The 1,152-nt window shown below is 72.4% G+C and carries 2 protein-coding genes; both read right to left on the bottom strand.

The window, feature by feature from the left end; translation table 11 throughout:
• Positions 1–173: 173 nt before the first annotated feature.
• Entirely contained in the window at positions 174–629 is a 456-nt protein-coding gene (locus tag GA0115259_RS40040) for a tail fiber domain-containing protein (protein WP_176732443.1), read from the bottom strand.
• 11 nt (positions 630–640) lie between these two features.
• Positions 641–922, bottom strand: a complete 282-nt coding sequence (locus GA0115259_RS05780; RefSeq protein WP_093591812.1) for a hypothetical protein — start codon at positions 920–922, stop codon at positions 641–643.
• Positions 923–1,152 lie beyond the last annotated feature (230 nt).

A 1,152-nucleotide genomic window follows, 5' to 3' on the forward strand; every position in this document is an offset into this window, starting at 1 on the left:
CGCGCCGTGGCGAGCTGACCGAGGGCCAGCGCTGGTGCGCCCGCGCCGTCGAGCTGGGCCCCGCCGAGGTGGCGGAGCGCGCGGCCCGTCTGCGCGAGGCGCTCCACCAGGAACTCACGGCCTGAGCCGCCCCGCCGCGTCGGTTTCCCGCTGCGTCGGTTTACTGCCGCGTACTACCGCGCGGGCGGCATGGGCGCGTCGGGCCGGCGAGGCTCCTCCAGGCGCGCGATCTGGTCCTGGAGAGCGGTGATCTGTGTGCGCAGGTCCTCGATATGGCGGTGGAGCGCCTGGATACAGACCAGAGCGACACCGTTGGTGTCGGTGGCGGAAATGGTGACGTTGTCGGCGCCGAGTCCGAAGGCGGCGTGCCAGTCCTGGGCCATCGGGCCCAGGTGACGGACATGCGGCGGATCCCAGTGGTAGCGCCAGGTGCTGACCGGCAGCCGGAGCACCTCGTCCAGGACCTCGTAGCCGTTGAGGGCGTCGGCGGGCCCGGTGGTGTCCGCAGTGGCGGCGGAGGCCAGTCCCGCCGGACCGGCCGAGGCCTGCGCGCGGGAGAGATGACCGGCCCGCGCGCGGGAGAGGCGATCCGGTCGCGCCGGCCGCAGACGGCGGACGGCGCGACGCACGGTGTCGATGATCAACGGTCCCAGCGCACCGGTGTCACATCGGTCTTCGCGTTGCGGTCCGAGAGGCCGCCCAGGAGACCGCCGACCAGAGGCAGACCTCCCAGCAGTCCCGCGAGAGGCTGTTGCGCTTGGGCGCCGGGAGCGGGCTGCGGCGCGGTCGGCGCCTTGCTGCTCATGGTCTGGACGGGCTCGACGGGAGCGGCCCAGCAGACCGGTGTGGCGGCTCCGGCCGCGATCCCGACGGCGGCGGTGACGGTCACGGCGGACCGCACGAACTTGCTGGACGGTGGCATGGATTCCTCCGGGGGCAAGGTGATGACGCGGTTGTCTCCGGCCTAACGAAGCAGTCGGCCGGGAGGAAACGGCGTACTGAACCAACCGGCGCGGCCACCGCGCGTCGCGTCCTGGCCCTGGGCCCGCGTAAAGGGATTTGCACCGGTCGGCGGGCGTGACGTAATGTTGCGTTTACCGACGCGGGGTGGAGCAGCTCGGTAGCTCGCTGGGCTCATAACCCAGAGGTCGC

Source organism: Streptomyces sp. MnatMP-M17 (assembly GCF_900091995.1).
Taxonomy (GTDB): Bacteria; Actinomycetota; Actinomycetes; order Streptomycetales; family Streptomycetaceae; genus Streptomyces.